Source organism: Pseudomonas sp. FSL R10-1350 (genome assembly GCF_009600525.1).
Classification (GTDB): domain Bacteria; phylum Pseudomonadota; class Gammaproteobacteria; order Pseudomonadales; family Pseudomonadaceae; genus Aquipseudomonas; species Aquipseudomonas helleri.
The window spans coordinates 85,418-103,588 of sequence record NZ_WIVR01000012.1 but is presented as its reverse complement, the minus strand read 5'-3'; the positions used below and the strand labels follow the sequence as shown (position 1 = coordinate 103,588).

General features: G+C 57.1%; 18 protein-coding genes. 4 read left to right on the top strand and 14 right to left on the bottom strand.

Going from position 1 to position 18,171, the window contains the following annotated elements:
• Positions 1–178 precede the first annotated feature (178 nt).
• From msrQ to mrcB, 9 genes are all read right to left on the bottom strand, one after another.
• Positions 179–793 (bottom strand): protein-methionine-sulfoxide reductase heme-binding subunit MsrQ, encoded by a 615-nt coding sequence (msrQ, locus tag GHO25_RS08655; protein ID WP_153327514.1) that lies wholly within the window; start codon positions 791–793, stop codon positions 179–181.
• A complete protein-coding gene (gene msrP, locus GHO25_RS08650) occupies positions 793–1,806 on the bottom strand; it encodes a protein-methionine-sulfoxide reductase catalytic subunit MsrP (RefSeq protein ID WP_048391514.1) in 1,014 nt (337 codons plus the stop codon). Before msrP ends, msrQ begins: the two co-directional genes overlap by 1 nt.
• A gap of 63 nt (positions 1,807–1,869) precedes the next feature.
• A complete protein-coding gene (pssA, locus tag GHO25_RS08645; RefSeq protein WP_048373337.1) occupies positions 1,870–2,727 on the bottom strand; it encodes a CDP-diacylglycerol--serine O-phosphatidyltransferase in 858 nt (285 codons plus the stop codon).
• 145 nt (positions 2,728–2,872) lie between these two features.
• Positions 2,873–3,889, bottom strand: coding sequence for a ketol-acid reductoisomerase (gene ilvC, locus GHO25_RS08640; RefSeq protein ID WP_048373335.1), 1,017 nt, complete (start codon positions 3,887–3,889; stop codon positions 2,873–2,875).
• Between the two features lie 50 nt (positions 3,890–3,939).
• Entirely contained in the window at positions 3,940–4,431 is a 492-nt protein-coding gene (gene ilvN, locus GHO25_RS08635) for an acetolactate synthase small subunit (RefSeq protein WP_153390589.1), read from the bottom strand.
• 2 nt (positions 4,432–4,433) lie between these two features.
• A complete protein-coding gene (locus tag GHO25_RS08630) occupies positions 4,434–6,158 on the bottom strand; it encodes an acetolactate synthase 3 large subunit (RefSeq protein ID WP_048373343.1) in 1,725 nt (574 codons plus the stop codon).
• A gap of 431 nt (positions 6,159–6,589) precedes the next feature.
• Positions 6,590–6,919 carry a YqcC family protein gene (locus tag GHO25_RS08625; protein ID WP_048373331.1) on the bottom strand — a complete coding sequence of 110 codons (330 nt, stop codon included), beginning with the start codon at positions 6,917–6,919 and terminating at the stop codon, positions 6,590–6,592.
• Between the two features lie 7 nt (positions 6,920–6,926).
• Positions 6,927–7,652 carry a M48 family metallopeptidase gene (locus tag GHO25_RS08620; protein ID WP_048373329.1) on the bottom strand — a complete coding sequence of 242 codons (726 nt, stop codon included), beginning with the start codon at positions 7,650–7,652 and terminating at the stop codon, positions 6,927–6,929.
• A gap of 16 nt (positions 7,653–7,668) precedes the next feature.
• Complete coding sequence (mrcB, locus tag GHO25_RS08615; RefSeq protein WP_048373327.1) at positions 7,669–9,993, bottom strand: penicillin-binding protein 1B; 2,325 nt, start codon at positions 9,991–9,993, stop codon at positions 7,669–7,671.
• Between the two features lie 116 nt (positions 9,994–10,109).
• Here mrcB and GHO25_RS08610 point away from each other — a divergent pair, with 116 nt between their 5' ends.
• From GHO25_RS08610 to GHO25_RS08600, 3 genes are all read left to right on the top strand, one after another.
• A complete protein-coding gene (locus GHO25_RS08610) occupies positions 10,110–11,666 on the top strand; it encodes a bifunctional aminoglycoside phosphotransferase/ATP-binding protein (protein WP_048373324.1) in 1,557 nt (518 codons plus the stop codon).
• Positions 11,667–11,756: 90 nt separating this feature from the next.
• Positions 11,757–12,098 (top strand): pentapeptide repeat-containing protein, encoded by a 342-nt coding sequence (locus GHO25_RS08605; protein WP_048373322.1) that lies wholly within the window; start codon positions 11,757–11,759, stop codon positions 12,096–12,098.
• A 247-nt stretch (positions 12,099–12,345) separates the two neighbouring features.
• The gene (locus tag GHO25_RS08600; RefSeq protein WP_048373320.1) at positions 12,346–12,618 is read left to right on the top strand and encodes a TfoX/Sxy family protein; all 273 of its coding nucleotides are present in this window, start codon (positions 12,346–12,348) and stop codon (positions 12,616–12,618) included.
• Between the two features lie 329 nt (positions 12,619–12,947).
• Here GHO25_RS08600 and GHO25_RS08595 read toward each other — a convergent pair whose 3' ends face one another.
• Genes GHO25_RS08595 through GHO25_RS08585 form a run of 3 tightly spaced genes read right to left on the bottom strand, consistent with a single transcriptional unit; the run spans position 12,948 to position 15,624 of the window.
• Entirely contained in the window at positions 12,948–13,715 is a 768-nt protein-coding gene (locus GHO25_RS08595) for a heme ABC transporter ATP-binding protein (RefSeq protein ID WP_153327509.1), read from the bottom strand.
• Positions 13,715–14,698: an iron ABC transporter permease gene (locus tag GHO25_RS08590; RefSeq protein ID WP_178110034.1), complete on the bottom strand. Its 984-nt coding sequence runs from the start codon at positions 14,696–14,698 to the stop codon at positions 13,715–13,717. The genes GHO25_RS08595 and GHO25_RS08590 overlap by 1 nt, the downstream gene beginning before the upstream one ends.
• Positions 14,699–14,748: 50 nt before the next feature.
• A complete protein-coding gene (locus GHO25_RS08585) occupies positions 14,749–15,624 on the bottom strand; it encodes a hemin ABC transporter substrate-binding protein (protein WP_153327506.1) in 876 nt (291 codons plus the stop codon).
• A 173-nt stretch (positions 15,625–15,797) separates the two neighbouring features.
• On the opposite strand from GHO25_RS08585, the gene GHO25_RS08580 reads away from it, so the two are divergent.
• Positions 15,798–16,136, top strand: coding sequence for a Rieske 2Fe-2S domain-containing protein (locus tag GHO25_RS08580; protein ID WP_153350513.1), 339 nt, complete (start codon positions 15,798–15,800; stop codon positions 16,134–16,136).
• Here the strand turns inward: GHO25_RS08580 and sfsA are convergent.
• The gene (sfsA, locus tag GHO25_RS08575; RefSeq protein ID WP_048373309.1) at positions 16,119–16,826 is read right to left on the bottom strand and encodes a DNA/RNA nuclease SfsA; all 708 of its coding nucleotides are present in this window, start codon (positions 16,824–16,826) and stop codon (positions 16,119–16,121) included. The two genes, GHO25_RS08580 and sfsA, sit on opposite strands and share 18 nt — an antisense overlap.
• Positions 16,826–17,998, bottom strand: a complete 1,173-nt coding sequence (locus tag GHO25_RS08570; protein WP_153390587.1) for a pyridoxal phosphate-dependent aminotransferase — start codon at positions 17,996–17,998, stop codon at positions 16,826–16,828. The genes sfsA and GHO25_RS08570 overlap by 1 nt, the downstream gene beginning before the upstream one ends.
• Positions 17,999–18,171: the final 173 nt, after the last annotated feature.

Genomic DNA, 18,171 nt, shown 5'->3' with positions numbered 1-18,171 from the left:
GCGAATTCTACAGCGTTACACGCTGCTGTCAACACCTCATTTCCTGCTTCGATGAATTGAAGCTGGCACCGTCAAAATCATCCAACTCATTGATATTCAAGGAGTTTTCCGTTTCGACTGCGCCGGAAGTGGTGCGAATTATAGGCCGCTAGAATTCTGAGTCAAGCCTTAATTTGAATTAAGTAGCCACTACTGGTTTCTTCTTATATAGACGAGGGATCCGACGCATCACCGGCGGGATGCGCAGCAGTAAAAGGCACGCCCCTATAAAGGCATAGATCGACCACTCTTTCAGGTCTGCACGCACAATCCACAACATATGCAAAAGACCCAACCCTACAACCACGTATACCAAGCGATGCAACTTCTTCCAGCTCGCTCCCATCCGCCTTTGACTGTAACGATTGGAGGTCACCGCCAGCGCCAACAAACATAGAGCGCCCAAGCTGCCGACAATAATGTAAGGCCGCTTGCTGAGCTCAACACCCAACTGGGACCAGTCGAGCCCAAGTACAAAGAACAAGTAGGCGCACAGGTGCAACACCACATAGGCAAAACACCACAACCCGATCTGACGGCGGACCGCAATCCACCCCGGCCAGCCCGTCAGTTTTTGCATGGGCGTCATGCATAAGGTCACCAGCAACAGAACCAGAGTCCCGAGCCCCAGCCGATCAACCAACACCTTTCCGGGATCCGGCCCCAAGGCAAAGCTCCACGCCTCATAGAGCCAATACAAAGGCCAGATGGCAGCCGCTATAAATACGCCGATACGCCACAGTGCAAACTTCATCAGTAATTCTTCCGCAGATCCAGGCCGGTATATAAAGAAGCGACTTCATCCGCATAGCCATTGAACATTTGCGTATCCCGCACATTAGGGCTAAACAAACTGCTCGGCAGGCGTCGCTCCCTCGCTTGCGTCCAGCGAGGGTGATCGACTTGCGGGTTCACATTGGCATAGAAGCCATATTCATTGGCCGCAATACTCTGCCAGGTGGTTTTCGGCTGCTCCTCAACCAGGCTGATTCGCACAATCGACTTCACACTCTTGAAGCCATACTTCCACGGCACAACCAAACGAAGTGGCGCGCCGTTCTGATTAGGCAACTCGCGGCCATACATCCCCACCGCCAATATGGCCAACGGGTTCATCGCCTCATCCAGACGCAAGCCTTCTACATAGGGCCAATCAATCAACGCAAAGTCAGAGCGCTGGCCCGGCATGACTTTCGGGTCCTTCAAGGTTTCAAAGCGTATGAACTTAGCTTTCGAAGTGGGCTCAACCTGCTTAAGCAACGCTGACAGGGGGAATCCCATCCAGGGAATGACCATTGACCACGCTTCTACACAGCGCAACCGATAGATCCGCTCCTCCAACTGGTAAGGCTTCATGAAGTCCTCAAGGGCATAACGCCCAGGCTTACCCACCTCGCCATCCACGACCACCGTCCATGGCTCGGTTTTCAAAGCACCCGCGTATTGCGCCGGATCGCCTTTGTCAGTACCAAACTCATAGAAGTTGTTGTAGTGAGTAGCGTCTTTGAAAGGCGTAATGGCCTCCCCTTTGACTGTCACTGCCTGCCACTGGGTCTGCGGGAGTTTCTCGGCAAACCAGCCCGGCGCCTTGCCCGGTTCAACATCAGCGTAGCGCGAAGCATCAGTGGCATTTGCCCAACGCGGCAGTGCGCTCACGGCTAATCCTGCAAGCGAGCTACCCAGCAATGCACGGCGAGATAAATAGAAGGACTCAGGGGTTACGTCCGACTCTTTGCAGTCGGACGCTTTAGGCAACTTGATTAGCATGACAACTCCGCAGTATTGGAGGGCTGATGCACCAATAGACTACGGAGTTTGGGGGAAATTACATCACTCGCCGGTTTTGTTACGGCGCAGATGCAATAAATATTGAATCGGGCCCGAAGCGGCATACACCAGGAAAGCCAGCAGCAGAATACGCGGCGGATCGCTGAACACCACAGCGAACACCAACACCACCGCCAGGATCGCCACAAACGGCACGCGCCCTTTCAAATCCAGCTGCTTGAAGCTGTTGTATTTGATGTTGCTGACCATCAGCATGCCCGCCGCAGCCACCAACAAGGCCACCAGGAAGGACATTTTCGATCCCTGGATCCCGTAATCGCTGAACGCCCAAACAATACCGGCTACGACACCTGCCGCAGCCGGGCTGGCCAGACCGATGAAATAACGCTTGTCTGCTGTACCGACCTGCGTATTGAAGCGAGCCAGACGCAACGCCGCGCCTGCTACATAAATGAAGGCCACCATCCAGCCGACCTTGCCCATGTCGCCCAGCGCCCAACCAAACGCCAGCAGCGCTGGCGCCACGCCAAAAGCAACCATGTCAGACAAGGAATCATACTCGGCGCCAAAGGCACTTTCGGTATGAGTCATACGAGCGACCCGGCCATCAAGGCCGTCCAGCACCATGGCGACAAAAATCGCGATGGCGGCAAATGCAAAATACTTGCTTGCGCCCGCAGCATCACCAGCGCTCATTGCGCTTTGCGCACTCATTGAACTGATGATGGAGTAGAAACCGGCAAACAGGTTTGCCGTTGTAAAAAGATTGGGCAGCAGATAGATACCACGATGCCGGACCTTACGGCCTTCAGCGTCATGCCCTTCTTCGACATGCTCATCGATAGGCAGCAGGCTATCGGCGTCAGAAGCCTGTTTTGGCTCTTCGGGACGTTCGCTCATGGACATTACCTTGCAACGATATGGAAAGTTTCAATAGAAGCTTGCAGACCAACTTTCACCCGCAAACGTTCCTGCTTTATACCAGAAGCTGCCGCTTAAACGAAAAAACGCGGCCAGGGCCGCGTTTTTTCAAGATCGTACTGACTTAGTTTTTAGCTTTGTCGACGATTTTGTTAGCACCGATCCAAGGCATCATCGAGCGCAGTTGCTCGCCGATCACTTCGATACCGTGTGCAGCGTTGTTACGACGCTTGGCAGTCATCGAAGGGTAGCCAGTAGCGCCTTCGCTGATGAACATCTTCGCGTATTCACCGTCTTGAATGCGCTTCAGAGCGTTACGCATTGCTTGACGGGATTCAGCGTTGATCACTTCTGGGCCGGTCACGTACTCGCCGTATTCAGCGTTGTTGGAGATCGAGTAGTTCATGTTGGCGATACCGCCTTCGTACATGAGGTCAACGATCAACTTCAGCTCGTGCAAGCACTCGAAGTAAGCCATTTCTGGCGCGTAGCCTGCTTCAACCAGTGTTTCGAAGCCGGCTTTAACCAGTTCAACAGTACCGCCACACAGAACGGCTTGTTCGCCGAACAGGTCGGTTTCGGTTTCGTCTTTGAACGTGGTTTCGATGATACCGGTACGACCACCGCCCACGCCCGAAGCGTAAGACAGTGCAACGTTTTTGGCGTTGCCCGAAGCGTCCTGGTAGATCGCGATCAGGTCAGGAATACCGCCGCCACGAACGAATTCGGAACGTACAGTGTGGCCCGGCGCTTTTGGCGCGATCATGATGACGTCGAGGTCAGCACGCGGAACAACCTGGTTGTAGTGAATCGCAAAACCGTGGGAGAAGGCCAGGGTAGCGCCCTTCTTGATGTTCGGCTCGATTTCGTTCTTGTACAGAGACGACTGGAACTCGTCCGGGGTCAGAATCATGACCAGGTCAGCAGCGGCAACAGCGCTGGCAACGTCAGTTACTTTCAGACCATGAGCTTCAGCTTTAGCGACAGTGGCCGAACCTTTGCGCAGACCAACAGTAACGTCTACACCGGAGTCTTTCAGGTTGCACGCTTGAGCGTGACCCTGGGAGCCGTAACCGATAATGGCTACTTTTTTGCCCTGGATGATCGAAAGGTCGCAGTCTTTGTCGTAATAAACTTTCATGATTTTCCTTTATGTATCCAGGCCATTCAGGCCGTTAGCACTTGTAAGTTTTAGATGCTGAGTACTTTGTCGCCACGGGCAATACCCGTCACGCCACTGCGAACTGTTTCCAGGATCGAGGCGGTACCAATCGACTGGATGAAACTGTCGAGCTTATCGCTAGTGCCCGCCAACTGTACGGTATAAACGCTGCTACTGACGTCGACAATTTGCCCACGAAATATGTCTGTAGTGCGTTTGATTTCTGCCCGCTGGGCACCGGTTGCCTTGACTTTGACCAGCATCAGCTCACGCTCGATGTGAGCGCTCTCTGACAGATCCACCAGCTTGACCACTTCGATCAGCTTGTTCAGGTTCTTGGTGATCTGCTCAATCACTTCGTCGTGGCCCACCGTGGTCAGCGTCAGACGCGACAAAGTCGGGTCTTCCGTTGGTGCCACCGTCAGGCTTTCGATGTTGTAGTTACGTTGCGAGAAAAGCCCAACAACGCGAGACAGAGCACCGGGTTCGTTTTCAAGAAGCAAAGAAATAATGTGCCGCATGATTAAGTACGCTCCGTCTTGCTCAGCCACATGTCGCGCATGGAGCCATCTTTGATCTGCATCGGGTAAACGTGCTCACTGGTATCCACCTGAATATCCAGGAATACCAAGCGATCTTTCATGGCAAAGGCTTCTTCCATTTTCGGCTTCAAGTCTTTGAGATCGGTAATCCGGATACCCACATGCCCATAGGCCTCAGCCAGCTTGACGAAGTCAGGCAGCGATTCCATATAAGAGTGCGAGTGACGGCTGCCGTAGTTCATGTCCTGCCACTGACGAACCATCCCCAGAACACCGTTGTTCAAGTTGATGATTTTGACCGGCAGACCGTACTGCAGGCACGTCGACAATTCCTGAATGTTCATCTGGATGCTGCCCTCGCCTGTTACACACGCGACGTCATCATCAGGGAAACTCAGTTTCACACCCATTGCTGCCGGGAAACCGAAGCCCATCGTGCCCAGACCGCCAGAGTTGATCCAGCGATTAGGCTTGTTGAAGCGATAGTACTGAGCCGCAAACATCTGATGCTGGCCCACGTCGGACGTGACATACGCATCGCCCTTGGTCACTTCGCAGAGCATTTCGATCACAGCTTGTGGCTTGATCTTGCTGCCGTCGCCCTTGTCGTAAGGGAACAATCCGCGATCGCCGCGCCACTCATCAATCTGCTTCCACCAGGTGGCAACCGCTTCAGGGTTTGGCTTCTCGCCAATGTCCTTGAGGATCGCAACCATTTCGGTCAGCACGCTGTCGACCGGGCCGACAATTGGCACGTCTGCCTTGATGGTTTTGGAGATGGACGCCGGGTCGATATCAACATGGATGATCTTGGCGTTAGGGCAGAACTTGGAAGCACCGTTGATAACACGGTCATCAAAGCGCGCACCCACCGCCAGAATCACGTCCGCGTTGTGCATGGTCATGTTGGCAGTGAAGCTGCCGTGCATGCCGAGCATGCCAATGAACTGACGGTCTGTGCCAGGGTAGGCACCCAAGCCCATCAGCGTATTGGTCACGGGGACGTTGAGCATTTTCGCCAGTTCGGTCAACGGTGCAGCACCGCCACCCAAAATAACGCCGCCGCCTGCGTAAAGAACCGGACGCTTGGCCGCCAAGAGCATTTCTACTGCTTTGCGGATTTGCCCCGAGTGCCCACGTACAGCCGGGCTGTAAGAACGCAGTTTGGCTTTTTTAGGGAAAACGTATTCGAACTTTTCAGCCGGGTTGGTCATGTCTTTCGGGATATCGACCACGACCGGACCAGGACGACCGGATTGCGCGAGGTAGAACGCCTTTTTCATGACTTCCGGGATTTCCGACGCGTGCTTGATCATGAAGCTGTGCTTCACGATAGGACGCGAGATACCGATCATGTCGGTTTCCTGGAAGGCATCGGTCCCGACCATAGTGCTAGGCACCTGGCCAGAAATGATCACCATCGGAATGGAGTCCATGTAGGCAGTAGCAATACCGGTGATAGCGTTGGTAGCACCCGGCCCGGAAGTCACCAGTACCACACCGGCTTTACCGGTGGCACGGGCGTAACCGTCAGCCATATGGGTAGCAGCTTGTTCGTGACGAACCAGGATGTGGGTAACTTCCGGTTCTTTGAACAGTGCGTCGTAGACATGCAGGAGAGCACCACCAGGGTACCCGTAGATATAGTTGACACCTTCGTCGCGCAAAAAGCGGACGAGCATCTCACCGCCAGATAAAAGCTCCACGTTGTTCACCTCTAAAACGCCAGAATTCCGCTCACAAAATACGAACGGGTCTTAATAGGTTTACTTCTCAGCAGAGCATGAGCGACGGTGGTCGCCGACTACGTCAGCACTGACTGAGCAAGTATTGGGAGCGCCCCAAATATTGCGGGGTTTTCCCACCCAGCGCGAGGTAACGCGTTGCGGGTGTAACAGGTCGGCGCGGGTATGCGCCTCATGATCTGCTGAGAGGGTCTGCTTCTGGCAGTCCCTGTACAGCGGTGTCTGGATTCTTGTGTTTCAGCCCCTCCAAGTCAAGCAATAATTGCGCTTTTCTCCAACTAAGCGCATGTGAACGTAGAAGAAAGGGGCTTGAGAAGGGATAAAACTCGCCTAGATGGCGCAAAGCGGTAGAAATATGCGCAAGACTGCCGGAAAAACCGGCAGCCAGGCAATTAACCAGCGTCAGTGATCAGTTGGTCGAACTTTTTCAGCTCAGCCCGCAACCCAAGGCTCTCTTGAGGGCGCTCGGCATACACCATCTCGGCCATCTCCAGAATGCCCGAGACCTTGGGCAGAGGAAGATCCTGTTCAAGGATCTGCTTCATCCGCACCAGGAAAATCCATTGCAGCCACTGGTGAAAGTCCAGCGTGTCGACCGAAAAAGGCTCAACACTGCTCAGCGCCTCAGCACTGGGAGACACATCGTCCCACCAGCCCTGTACGCGCAGTTCACGTTCAATCAGCAATAATTGTTCGGCAATCGCCGCAAAACGAGCATCCATCAGAAACTTACCTGGCTTTTTGACGGGCCAATGCAGCGCCAGCCGCATCACCTTGTTTATCACGCGCTTGAGCAATCAAGCCCCACAAGCTCGCCTGCAAGTCCGGACGACCGCTCGCGAAGGTCAAACCACGGCGGGCAAACTGCTCAGCCTGAGCCGCATCCCCTTGCGCCATACGCACTTCTGCCAGACGGTAGAGCACTTGCGGCTCGCGTGGTGCCACGCGCTGTGCCCGCTCAAGGCTCGACGAGGCGCCATTCAGGTCGCCACTCGCCTGCTGCTGTTGAGCAGTGGTCAGCAGCGCCAACACCGGCCCATCCAGTTGCTCATCTGCTGCCAAGCCGCCACTGCTGGACGGAATGCCACTCGGCGTAATCGGCGCCGGCGCGGTGTAAGTCGTTGTCGGCGCATAGCTGCCGGTGCTGATCGGCGCCGCCGGGCCAGGGGTAATCGGCCCCGGCGTGATCGGCTGGGTCTGAATCGGCGTCGAAACCGCCGCTCCACCACCCGGCACCATCACCACCACACCTGAATCCTGAGGGATTGCCTGAGTCTGAGCAGCACGCGGCGCAGTGGCCTGTGGATAATTACGGGTCGTACGCTGCGCCGAAACACGCTCGCTGTTCGACACCCGAACACCGGAGTCGACAACAGGGATCGAGCCCTGCGGTACGCTCGCACAACCATTGAGCAAAGCCAGGGCTGAAACAGCCGGAATCCACCACTTGTTCACGTCACACCCTCTTTGCTTAATTCAACCAGCCCTTGACCCAATCCATCACCGCTTCACCTGTCGCGGGTGCTTGCGCACCACAACCGGCTCCAGCAGGCGGTTCACTGCCGCGAATATACGGCATCTGCACAGCGCCCGGGCAGCTCGCATCAGACCCTTGCCCGGTATGCGGATCAATCCAGGCTTTAACAATGTTGTCCGGCTGCGGCATATCCAGCGGCAATGGATCGGCTTTACTCATAAAGCTGGTCCACACCTGCAAGGCGCCGCTCGCACCGGTAAACGGGGTTTTACCGTTGTCATCACGCCCCAGCCACACCACCGCCAGCAGATCCTGGCTGAAGCCTGCGAACCAGCTATCACGCGAGTCGTTACTGGTACCGGTTTTACCCGCCAGCGTGAGGCTTTTCGGCAATACGTTATAGACCGAACGCCCAGTACCTTCGCGCATCACATGCTGCATTGCCGTCTGGATCAGGTAAATGGAGGCCGGATCGAAGCGCTGCTGGATCTGGAACGGGTAACGTTTCAGCGGCTCGCCTTCAGCCGTCAGCACACTGCGAATGCCGCGCATCGGTGTATTGAAGCCGCCATTGGCCAGCGTCTGATACATCGTTGCCACTTCCATCGGGCTCAGCGCACCAGCGCCCAGCAACATGGACGGGAAGGCCGGAAATTCACGCTCTACCCCCAACCGCGCCAGCGTCTTGAGCACGTTAGGCACGCCGACCTGCTGCCCGAGCCGCACAGTCCCCAGGTTGAAAGAGTTCATCATCGACTGATAAAGGAAAATCGTGCCGTGAGAGCGACGGTCATAGTTCTGCGGCGTCCAGACCTGGCCATCTGCCCCTTTGATCGATATCGGCTCATCCGACAACCAACTGGTCAGCGTGAACTGGCTTGGGCGCTCAAGTGCGGTCAAATACACCGCAGGCTTGACCAGGGAACCAATCGGGCGCACCGCATCCAGCGCACGGTTAAAGCCTGCATAGCCCGGCAGACGGCTGCCAATCAACGCCTGAACCTCACCGGTTTCAGGGTTGGTAACCACCATCGCCGCTTCAACTTCGTCTGCGCCTTTGCGTCCAGCCAGACGCTTGAAGGTGTCACCCACCGCCGCTTCAGACTTCATCTGCAAGATCGGGTCGAAACTGGTGAAGATCCGCAGCCCCTCTTCGGTCAAGTCTTCGTCGCGATAGTCTTCACGCAATTGACGTTTAACCAGATCCAGGAAGCCCGGGAATGAGCTGTCTGCAAGGCTGCCTCGCTTGGTCACGCCCAGCGGCATCTTTTTAGCCGCAGCGACTTGCTCGGCCGTCGCCACGCCTTGCTGCTCCAGCAAATCGAGCACCAGGTTACGCCGCTCAAGCGCACGCTCAGGGTAACGACGCGGGTTATACGCCGACGGCCCTTTAACCATGCCCACCAGCAACGCCACCTGATGCAGCTTGAGCTCGGACAACGGCTGGCTAAAGAAGAACTGACTGGCCAAACCAAAGCCATGCACCGCACGCTGGCCGTCCTGCCCCACAAACACTTCGTTGAGGTAAGCCTCAAGGATCTCGCGCTTGTCGTAATGCATTTCAAGCAGCAGCGCCATCATCGCTTCAGTCAGCTTGCGGCTGAGGCTGCGCTCGTTGGTCAGGAAGAAGTTCTTGACCAATTGTTGAGTCAACGTACTGCCGCCCTGACGCATTTGCCCGGACGAGGTATTGACCCACAGGGCACGGACGATCGACTTGGGCGATACGCCAAAGTGATGATAAAAATCGCGGTCTTCTACCGTTACCAGCGTATCGAGCAGGTACGGCGGTACCTGATCAATGTTGATCAGAATCCGGTCTTCGAGGTTTTTCGGATAAAGGCCGCCAATCAGCAACGGCTCAAGCCGCACCACGGGCAACTTGGCGCCGTTGGTCGAGGTCAGTTCCGACACATAATCGCCAGAAAAACGTACCCGTACTGGCTGCGCTTTCTCAGCACCTTCATAAAACTGGAAACCACGGGTGTTCAGGTCAACCGTGTTGCCATTCACCGAGGCTGCACCGGGGCCATTGGCCACACTTTCGCGGCGATAGCCGAGTGCATCGAGTTCAGTCAAAAAGTCGTTCTTGCTGAGTTTCTGGCCGACGAACAGCTCCAGCGGCCGGGCATACACCTTGGCCGGGATAGTCCAGCGCTTGCCAGAAAACTTCTCTTGCACGATGGCATCGAGGTAAACAGCAAAACCTGCCAGCACCACCAGGCCGACGAGGCTGAGCTTAAGGGCCCAACCCAGCCAGGGCCGCAGGCCACCAGAAGGACGTTTGGAACGGGAGCGGGGGGATCGAGTTCGAGTCATGGCGCGGGATTATACGCACTTTGCTCATGTTCATCATGCGCGTCCGGCGGTTTGCACGACCGCTGTCAACAGCCATAATGGCGCATTGAATTTTCCCGCCTTTAGAAGGACCGACCGTGAGCCAGAACCTGATTACCGCGCTACAAAATCCGAGCTTATACCCGCATGAAGTCGACGGGTTTCAGGTTATCGAGACCCACATTTCCTGGGTTATCCTCACCGGGCCCTACGCCTACAAAATCAAAAAACCGGTTAACTTCGGCTTTCTTGATTTCACCGAACTCAGTGGCCGCGAATTCTTCTGCAATGAAGAACTGCGCCTCAACCAGCGCCTGACCGAAGGCCTGTACCTGGACGTACTGCCGATCACCGGCAGTGCCGACGCGCCTCAACTCGGCGGCGAAGGCCCGGCTATCGAGTACGTGCTGAAAATGCGCCAATTCCCGCAAAGCCAGCTGCTGAGCACGCTGCAGGCCAATGGCGAACTGACTGCTGCGCACATCGACGAAATGGCCCAGCAAATTGCCCATTTCCACACACACGCCCCGCATGTCCCGCTGGAACATCACCAAGGCACCCCTGAAGCCGTCATGGAGCCCGTGCGTCAGAACTTCGAGCAGATCCGCCCTTTCCTGTCCGACAAGGCTGACCTGCTGCAACTCGATGCCCTTCAAGCCTGGGCCGAAGCCAGCTTCACCCGTCTCCAGCCACTGCTCGAACAACGCAAGGCCCAAGGGTTTATCCGCGAATGCCATGGTGACATCCACCTGGGCAACGCCACCATGATCGACGGCAAAGTGGTGATTTTCGACTGCATCGAATTCAACGAGCCGTTCCGTTTTACCGACGTGTACGCCGACACCGCCTTTCTGGCCATGGACCTTGAAGATCGCGGCCTCAAGTGCCTGGCGCGCCGCTTTGTCAGCCAGTACCTGGAGTTGACCGGCGACTATCAAGGGCTTGAGCTGCTCAACTTCTACAAAGCCTATCGCGCCCTGGTTCGTGCCAAAGTCAGCCTGTTCAGCATGCCGGCAGAAGCCAGCGCAGTGCAACGCGCGGCCACCCTGCGCCAGTACCGCAACTACGCCAACCTGGCCGAAAGCTACAGCACCATCCCTTCACGCTTCCTGACCATCACCCACGGCGTTTCAGCCGTCGGTAAAAGCTCTGTTGCGATGCGTTTGGTTGAGTCCCTGGGTGCCATTCGTTTGCGCTCCGATGTCGTTCGCAAGCAATTGTTTGGCGAGCAAACCGGCGACAACACCGTTGGCCATGGCATTTATAGCGCTGACGCCAGTGCCGCGACCTACGACAAACTGCATGAACTGGCCGGCATCGTGCTGCGCGCGGGCTTCCCGGTGGTCATTGATGCCACCTACCTCAAACGCGAACAACGCGACGCTGCCGCCAAAGTTGCCGAAGCAACGGGCGTACCGTGCCTGATCCTCGACTGCACCGCACCCGACGCCGTAATCGAAGGCTGGCTGGCTCATCGCAATAGCCTTGGCAACGACCCGTCTGACGCGACCATGGACGTTGTCCGAGCGCAACAAGCCAGCCGGGAGCCACTCGGGGCAGATGAAGTCCTGCGCAGCAAACCGGTTGAAACCAACAACAGCAAAAGCCTGGACACCCTGATCAGCGATATCCGTCAACGCCTGCCAGGGCTGTAAGTGCTTGCCCGTGCCGCGAAACTGCAAGGGTTTCGCGGCACGCCAATAGTGGCACTATAATATTGGTGTACATCCATCAGGAGACGCCCCATGAGCCGCCCAGCCTTGCTTCAATCGGCGCTCTACACGTTACTGCATGAAGACAACATCAGCGGGTTTAACCAACAGCGTCCATCCGGACACATTGATATGCGAGGCGGCGACTTTCGCGGGCTGGATTTGCGTGAGTTAAATGCGGACAGCGTGGACTTTACCGACGCCTATTTCCGTTCTGCCGATCTACGTGGCCTGGACTTGCGTAACGCCTGTATCGAAGGCGCCAGCCTGGCCCATGCGCAAATTTCAGGCGCCTACTTTCCGGTCGAACTGACCGCGGATGAAATCCTGATGTCGGTCAACTTCGGCACACGCTTGCGCTACCGCACCAAATAAACCAAATACGACATTCGCCCCAACGCCCGCCCGGCGTTGGCGACTGTTGCCTGCAATTTGAGGCAAGCGCTCTGGCTCGGGCCTTTGCATCAATCCCTCTAACAGCCCTAACGCCATCTCCTGCACTTTTTGCGGCTGCTTGTTCCAAAAACGACTAACGGACGGCGGCTTTCTTATCAGCCGCTACACTTCAGCTCACCTGTCTTGACTCATAAGCGCTGAGCTCACGCCGTCGCAAGGAGAGCTGATGCAAGATGAACTCCAGCATCTAAAAAACCTTGGGAAAACCTCGGCGCAATGGTTGCACGCTGTCGGTATCCACAGCGCTTCGGATTTAAGGCGCCGCGGGGCGGTCGAGGCTTACCGGGCCGTCAAGGCCAGAGGCTTTCGGGCCTCCAAAGTGCTGCTTTATGCCATTGAGGGCGCGCTGCTGGACGTTCACTGGAACGACATCCCCCCGCACAGAAAGGCGTTTTTGAATGAGCAAGTAGAAGATTTGTTCAAGCTGAAAAAAGGCTAACCCGCACCGTTTATCGGTGGCGCAAAAAAAGCTGAAAAACAGCTGTTGACATGAAAATGAGAATTGTTATTATTACGCCATCTGGTCGCGAGGCCAGTCGATCTTCTGGAAGGCCCTTGGTTCGGACTCTCAGAAAATCTCCTCATCAGGCTAATCACGGTTATTTGACCCGGCTCTTGCCGGGTCTTTTTTTGCCTGTAAAAAACCCGATTACTCCGCCGCCTCCTGTAGGAGCTGCCGAAGGCTGCGATCTTTTGACTTTCACGATCAAAAGATCGCAGCCTTCGGCAGCTCCTACTCGGCGATATCTCGTCAGCCCGCTTAAGTTGTTAGCGCGCAATAATTACCGGGTGCCCTAATTCCGGATGTGGCTGCACCAACACATCCAGCCCGAACACGTCTTTGAGCGACTGCGGCTGCAACACCACTTGCGGGCTGTCCAAGGCGCGCGGGTAGCCGTCTTCAAGCAACAACAGACGATCGCAGTAACGCGCGGCGAGGTTCAGGTCATGCAGGATGATCAATACCGCAGCACCACGATCAGCAAAGGCACGAATGGCTTTCAAGGTTGTGTGCTGATGCAAAGGGTCAAGCATCGAGGTCGGTTCATCGAGCAGCAACGTCTGCCCATTTTGCCCCGGCCACAACTGCGCCAGCACCCGTGCCAGGTGAACCCGCTGTCGCTCGCCGCCGGACAACGCCAGGTAACTGCGCCCCGCCAAATGCCCGACATCAGCCGCCTCCAGCGCCGCACAGATAATCTCGGCATCGCGCACGGTGCCGGTCTGATGGGGCAAACGCCCCATACCGACCACCTCTTCAACACGAAAGGCAAAATCGAGGGTCGATGTCTGTGGCAACACGGCAAGACGCTGCGCCCGCTCAGCGCCCTTCCACTGGCTCAATGCATCCTCATCCAGCAAGACTTGCCCTTCGGTTGGCGCCAACTCCCCGCACAGCGCCGCCAGCAAGGTGCTTTTACCGGCACCGTTGGGCCCCAGAACTCCCAGCACTTCACCCGGCCGCACCTCAAGGGTAATGTCAGTCAGCACCCTTTTAGGGCCACGACGAATCTGCAGGTTTTCTGTACGCAGCATCAGTGGCGGCCTCGCAACAGCAAGTAAAGGAAGAATGGCGCGCCCAAAAATGCGGTCACGATACCAATCGGCATTTCAGCAGGAGCCAAGGCCAAGCGCGCAATCAGGTCGGCAAACAGCAGCAAAGCAGCGCCCGCCAGTACCGACGCGGGCAACAACACCCGATGATCCGGCCCGGCCAGCAGCCGCACCAAATGCGGCACCACCAAACCGACGAAGCCGATCATGCCCGCCGCAGCCACTGCCGCCCCAACGCCCAGCGCGGTGCAGAACACCAACTCGCGCTTGAGCCCTTCTACATTGATGCCCAGGTGATTAGCTTCGGACTCGCCCAGCAACAAAGCGTTAAGCGCGCTGGCCCGGCGTGGCAACCATAGGGATACCGCCACGGTCACAAACAGCAGAGGCCACAATCGGGCATAACTGGCGCCGTTCAAGCTGCCCAGGTTCCAGAACGTCAGGGTGCGCAACGTCGCGTCATCGGCCAGGTACGTGAACAACCCCACCGTCGAGCCGGCCAGCGCCGTGAGGGCGATACCCGCCAGCAGCATCACTGCCACGCTGGTTTGCCCGTTACGGCGGCCAAGCCGGTAAACCAGTGCCGTCACCCCCAACCCACCGAGAAACGCACAGATCGACAGTAAATAAGGGCCAAACGCGTCGGGCAAACCGCCAAAGGCTGAGCCGCCGACAATCGCAATCGCCGCGCCCAGTGACGCACCACTGGACACCCCCACCAGGCCGGGGTCAGCCAGAGGGTTACGAAACAAGCCCTGCATAGCCACACCGGACAACGCCAGTACACCGCCCACGGCCAAACCGAGTAACGTGCGGGGCAAGCGAATCTGCCCCAAGATCAACTCAGCCTGTTCCAGCCCGTCGCCATTTATCGGCACGCCGATCAAGCGCAAGGCCGCACGCAAGGTGTCGAGCAACGGCAAACTCACCGGCCCCAACGCCAACGACAACCAGATGGCTATCAGACACAGCGCACTCAGCCCGATAAACAACGGGCGAGGCTTAACCAATGTCCTCATGGGTTAGCCGGAGCCGCTGGGTAAAATTCAGCCGTCAGTTGCTTCAAGCTATCCGGCAAGCGCGGGCCCAGGCCGCCTACCAGTAGCGTTGGGTCCAGCTCATAAATACGCCCGTCTTTGGCCGCCTTGAGCGAGGCCAGAATCGGGTTTTCCTTCATCAGTGCTTTGCGCGCCTCGTCGCCAGTCAGGCTACGGTCTGCAAACACCAGCACGTCAGGGTTCAAACCTGCCAGCGCTTCTACGGAAAAGGTTTTATAGCCCGTGTGCGTGGCCAGGTTGTGACCACCGGCCTGTGTCAGCAACCAGTCTGCCGCCGTGTCTTTGCCCGCAACCAGTGGCTTGCCGCCTGCATGCCCCAACAGCAGCAGCACGCCCGGCGATGTGTGCTGGGCTTGTGCCTGTTTGACCTGCTGTTGCAGCGCTTCCAGTTGCTGCTGATACGCCTTGAACACTTGCGCCGCTTTAGCCTCATCCCCCAGCAGGCGCCCCAAGTGCGCGAGAGTACCCTCAAGGGTGGGCAGATCAGCTTCGGCCGAGAACATTTCAACCGGCACACCGGCGTTACGAATCTGCGCCAGCACCGGCGGTGGCCCCATTTCCTCGGTGCCGATCAAGACATCCGGCTTGAGGCTCAAAATCCCCTCTGCCGACAGTTGCCGCTGATACCCGATGCTGGGCAGCGACTTAAGTGATTCTGGATGTTGGCTGGTGGTATCGACCCCAACCAATTTAGACTCCGCGCCTAAAGCGCTGACCCACTCCGAAAGCGCGCCCCCGGCACTGACCCAGCGTTGGGGCAACTCGTCAGCCAGGCTGACATGACTGATCATAAAGCCTGCACAAAGCATTATCAGGCGGGTACTCAGGCGCATACGGGGGCGTTCCTTGATAAGTGGGCTCAACGGAGCAACGGCAGTGCCGCCAGTCAAAACAGCACATCACAGAGCAGCCCGCCATTTGATAATTGTTTGCATTTGCACGTCAACCTCTTAACGTGCGCCATCACGCGGATCGATTCATACATCAGGGTAGGTTAAGGATTGTAATGAAATATGTGTGCCCCTCAGCGTCACTGACCGAAGGTGCCAGCCTGGGCTTTGAACAGGACGGTATCCGCCTGTTTGTCGTGCGCCGGGCCGGTCAGGTCTACGCCTATAAAAATCGCTGCCCGCATCGCGGTGTGCCGCTGGAATGGCAGCCCAACCAATTCCTCGACCCCAGCGCCAGCCTGATCCAGTGCGCGACCCACGCTGCGTTGTTTTTGATTGAGAGCGGGGAATGCGTTGCCGGGCCTTGCGCCGGGCAATTTTTGACCGCCCTTGGCTGCCATGAAGACAACCAAGGGATCTGGCTGACACACGATGAGTCAGAGGATGACGTCTAACCGGCGATCAACCACCACCGCGTCAGACGTCAGGCTGACACCATAGGCCAGTACTTGCACACCTGCCGCCACCGCTTCACGCAAAGCCGCCGCGTAGCCCGGATCGATTTCTTGCGCCGGGCGTACCGCGTCGATCCCGGTCAGGTTGACGCAATACAATTGCACCGCCCGCACGCCTTCACGGGCCAGGCTGGCCAGCTCACGCAAATGCTTGGCGCCGCGCTGAGTGACCGCATCCGGAAACGCCGCCACACGGGTGTCGTCAAAACCCAAGGTGACACTTTTGACTTCGACAAAGGCAAAGCCCTCCGGGTACTCCAGGCGGAAATCAATCCGGCTGTTTTCCTGCCCGTAAGCCACTTCACGCTTGAGCGCGGTAAAACCATTGAGCTCGGTGATCACCCCGGCCAACAGCGCTTCTTCGACCAAACGATTGGCACGCCCGGTGTTCACACACGCCAGCCGCCCTTGCGGAGTTTCGCTGATCTCCCAGGTGCCCGGCAGTTTGCGCTTGGGGTCATTGGAGCGGCTGAACCAGACTTGCCCGCCTTCGACCATGCAATTAAGCATCGAACCGGTATTGGGACAGTGAATGGTTAGCAGCTCGCCGGTGACGGTTTCGATGTCGGCCAAAAAACGCTTGTAACGCTTTATCAGGCGCCCTTCTTCTAAGGCTGGAGAGAACTGCATCAGTTTTTCCAGCTCTGCAGGCCACGGGCAATTCGCTCAACCGCTTCCTGTAGGCGCGGCAAACTCTGGGTGTAGGCAAAGCGCACGTGATGCCCGGCCTGATGACGTCCAAAATCCAGGCCCGGCGTAAAGGCAACGTGCTCGGTTTCGAGGAAGTGACGGCAAAAAGCGAAGGCATCATCGCCGAACGCGCTGATATCGGCGTACAAATAAAACGCACCTTCAGGCTCCACGGCAATGCCGAATCCCAACGCTCGCAACGCGGGCAGCAAAAAGTCGCGACGGCGTCCAAACTCGGCGCGGCGCTCTTCCAAAATGGCCAGCGTTTGTGGCTCAAAACACGCCAGCGCCGCATATTGGGCCATGCTCGGAGCGCTGATGTAGAGGTTCTGCGCGAGCTTTTCCAGGTCAGCGACGGCCTCCGGCGGCGCCACCAGCCAGCCCAAGCGCCAGCCGGTCATGCCGAAATACTTGGAGAAGCTGTTGAGCACAAAGGCGCTGTCGTCCACCTCAAGCACGCTGGCAGCCTCACAGCCGTAAGTAAGGCCGTGATAGATCTCGTCCACCACCAAATGCCCACCACGCGCCTTGACCGCGGCCGACAAGGCGGCCAGCTCATCACGGCTCAAGAGTGTCCCGGTCGGGTTCGCCGGGGACGCGACCAGCGCGCCCACACTGTCTTGATCCCAGTGGCGTTCAACCAGGTCGGCCGTCAACTGGTAGCGAACATCAGGGCCGACCGGCACCAACTGCGCGGCCCCTTCAACCAAGCGTAAGAAATGCCGGTTACAGGGGTAGCCCGGATCTGCAAGCAACCAGTGTTTTCCCGGATCAACCAGCAGGCTGCTGGCTAAAAGCAAAGCACCAGAGCCGCCTGGGGTGATCAGAATGCGCGAAGGGTCGATGCTCAAGCCGTAACGCTGTTGATAAAACCCGGAAATCGCTTCACGCAACTCCGGCAAGCCGCGGGCTGCGGTGTAACGGGTTTTACCCGCGGCCAGGGCAGCCTGGCCCGCCGCGATAATCGGCTCGGCCGTGGTGAAATCGGGCTCGCCAATCTCCAGGTGAATCACATCGTGCCCCGCCGCCTGCAACTCGTTGGCACGCGCCAACAACGCCATGACGTGGAATGGTTCGATCGCGCGGCTGCGCGCACTGTAAGACTGAGCCATGAGCCTGCCTTCCTGGGTAAGCAAAAGTCCGATTCTACCCAAGCACTGTCACAAGGGAGAGCGAAATAGAGTCTTAGACTGCCCGTGCGTAGAACCAAACGGCGCAAGCCCCGGTCATAGCTCGGCTAAAATATTAATTTGCCACTAATCTTAAGTACGACAGGCTTTGTACA